This is a genomic window from Frankia sp. CcWB2 (assembly GCF_977927585.1).
On the sequence record NZ_CDWRCM010000028.1, the window covers coordinates 21,322 to 24,027 of the forward strand.

A 2,706-nucleotide genomic window follows, 5' to 3' on the forward strand; every position below is an offset into this window, starting at 1 on the left:
GTGACGGACACCACCGCCACGTCCGTGACGAGGCCGGCCCGGCCGATGGCGCGTGAGGACCACCCGTTCCGGGAACATCGCGATCCGGACCCTGGACAGGTTCGGATCGTCCATTTCCGGCGCCCGTCCCAGCGGGTCGCCGTAACGACGAGCGCAGGAGGACGTCCCCATGGGAGCACCCACCGACCTTCCGGCATCCGATCTCCCGATCGAGGCGCCCGACGCCGACGCCGTCGAGCAGGCCCGGGAGATACGTCCGGCCGACCCGGCGCCGCGCTGGCTACCTTCGGCACCACCCGTCGAGGCCGACGAGTACGACGTCGTCGAGCAGAGCATCGTGGTCGAGACCGACGAGGACGACGACTACCGCTGACCCGACTACCGCTGACCCGGCGCCACCCCGCGCGAGCGACGGGCAGGCCGGCTGGTTCCGTTTCGACGAACGCCGGCCGGTCGGACCCCGCGGGTACTGTTGACCGCATCAACCAGGAGGTGCGCCATCAGCCAGGAGGTGCGCCGGTGACCGCCGAGCCAGCCCCGCCCGACACACGACCGGGCAGGGCTCCCCGGCTCCCCCGCACCGCGCGCCGCTTCCAGCTTCTGGGAGCCGCCCGCGAGGTCTTCGTCGCCCAGGGCTACCACGCAGCGGCGATGGACGAGATCGCTGAGCGGGCCGGCGTCAGCAAACCGGTGCTGTACCAGCACTTCCCCGGCAAGCTCGAGCTCTATCTCGCGCTGCTCGACGAGCACGCCACCCAGCTGGTGACAAGCGTCCAGGACGCGCTCGCCTCCACCTCGGACAACCACGCGCGCATCGCCCGGTCCATCCGAGCGTACTTCGACTTCGTCAACGACCCCTCTGGGGCGCACCAGCTCGTGCTGGAGTCGGACCTGCGCAACGAGCCCGCGGTCCGCCAGCGCATCGAGACCGCCTTCGCCCAGTGCGTGCGGGCCATCGCCGCGACGATCGTCGCCGACACCGGGCTGCCCCAGGACGAGGCCGACCTGCTCGCGGTCGGGCTGGTCGGGCTGGCCGAGACGGCGTCGCGCTGGTGGCTGGTCCGCGGTGCCACCGTGGAAAAGGAACGGGCCATCGAGTCGATGGTGGAGCTGGCCTGGCGCGGCATCGGCGGCTACCCCCGCCAGGAGCACCGGGATGCCACGCGCACGAACACGGAGCCGCACGAGGAGGTGCCCCCCACCGGCTGACGTCGTCCGGTGTACCGGGTGTACCGGGCGAGCGTTTGTCGGGTGAGCGGGTGTGCCCGGAGCGAACACGCCGCCCCTGCCGCGGTGGAGAAGTCCCGGAAGCCATAGTGTGGGCGGTGATTCAAGATCGGCGGCTCTCGTCCGCCGGCGGTAGGTCCGACGAAGGCGGAGGTCATCGGGTGGAGGTCAAGATCGGCGTCCGGCAGGTCAGTCGGGAGCTGGTGCTGGAGAGCAGCCAGTCCCCGGAGGCTGTCGCCGCGCTGGTGAATGAGGCGGTCAAGGCCGACAACGGGGTGCTGACCCTCGTCGACGACAAGGGCCGGCAGGTGATAATGCCGATCGCGTCGCTGGCCTACGTGGAGATCGCCGCGACCACGACCCGACGGGTGGGCTTCGGCGCCGTCTAGGTCCCGGCCGACCACCGGCAGCGGGCCGGCGGCCGGCCCACCGGGGAGCCGACCGGCGTCGCCGCGCCGGTCGGCGGGCCCGGATCAGGCGGACAGGCCCAGCGACGCCATCCGCCGGCCATGCGCCGACATGATGCGGTTGAAGATCGCCGCCAGCGCCTCCAGGTCGCCGACCCCGACCAACAGCCCGGTGAGCGCGTCGCGATCGACTCCGACCCGCTGGGCCTGCGTGAGCGCCTCACCGACGAGCCGACGGGCCCACAGCGCCAGCCGCCCGGCCACCGTCGGGTTGGCGCTGATCGCCGCGCGCACCCGCTCGACCGCGAAGGCTGCGTGCCCGGTGTCGTCGAGCACCTTCAGAACCAGTTCGCGCGACGGTGACGGAAGCCGCGCCGCGATCTCGCGATAGAAGTCCGCCGCGATGTTGTCCCCCACGTAGGCCTTCACGAGGCTCTCCAGCCAGTCGGCCGGAGCGGTCGAGTTGTGGAAGGCGGTCAGTGGCGCGATGAACGGGGCCATCGCGAGCTCCCGGTCGACGCCGAGCCGGTCCAGCTCGTCGCTGATGGCCTGGAAATGGGCGAACTCAGCGGCGGCCATCTTCGCCAGGGCGATCTTGTCGGCAACAGTCGGTGACATCCGCGCGTCGGTGGCCATGCGCTCGAAGGCGGTCAGCTCGCCGTAGGCGAGCAGGCCCAGTAGATCCACGGTCGCCTGATCCACGGTCGGCGCGGGTCCGGCATCCGGGGACGGGGGCACCCGATTGTCAAAGTCACCTACCTGACCGGGGGTGGTGATGGCGATGGGTGTCGCCGGGCCGGCCGGAGTCCGTGTCGTCTGTGCCACAGGCGCGATTCTGACACCCGCCGCAGTCGCTGTCGGCAAACACTCCTGCTAAGGAGCCCCCACCCGGGGTTACACCGGCTATACTGGGGAGTAGCCAGGGGTCGTTATGTCACCTCGGCCGCCGTGTAGCAGGCGTCGCCTCGTCACCTGTGCACCCAGAGTTGCCATCGAGGGCACCGGGGCACATGATTTTCGGGTCGCGGGCGCCGCGCGGCTCACCGCGAGCGGGTTCAGCGTAGACACCGCT

The 2,706-nt window shown here is 71.1% G+C and carries 4 protein-coding genes; 3 read left to right on the top strand and 1 reads right to left on the bottom strand.

The window, feature by feature from the left end; translation table 11 throughout:
* Positions 1–169 precede the first annotated feature (169 nt).
* From ACY45C_RS05170 to ACY45C_RS05180, 3 genes are all read left to right on the top strand, one after another.
* Complete coding sequence (locus tag ACY45C_RS05170; protein ID WP_462186503.1) at positions 170–373, top strand: hypothetical protein; 204 nt, start codon at positions 170–172, stop codon at positions 371–373.
* A 146-nt stretch (positions 374–519) separates the two neighbouring features.
* Positions 520–1,209, top strand: coding sequence for a TetR/AcrR family transcriptional regulator (locus ACY45C_RS05175; protein WP_462186504.1), 690 nt, complete (start codon positions 520–522; stop codon positions 1,207–1,209).
* A gap of 179 nt (positions 1,210–1,388) precedes the next feature.
* Positions 1,389–1,616, top strand: coding sequence for a DUF3107 domain-containing protein (locus ACY45C_RS05180; RefSeq protein ID WP_011438181.1), 228 nt, complete (start codon positions 1,389–1,391; stop codon positions 1,614–1,616).
* A gap of 84 nt (positions 1,617–1,700) precedes the next feature.
* Here ACY45C_RS05180 and ACY45C_RS05185 read toward each other — a convergent pair whose 3' ends face one another.
* A complete protein-coding gene (locus ACY45C_RS05185; protein ID WP_462186510.1) occupies positions 1,701–2,372 on the bottom strand; it encodes a ferritin-like fold-containing protein in 672 nt (223 codons plus the stop codon).
* Positions 2,373–2,706 lie beyond the last annotated feature (334 nt).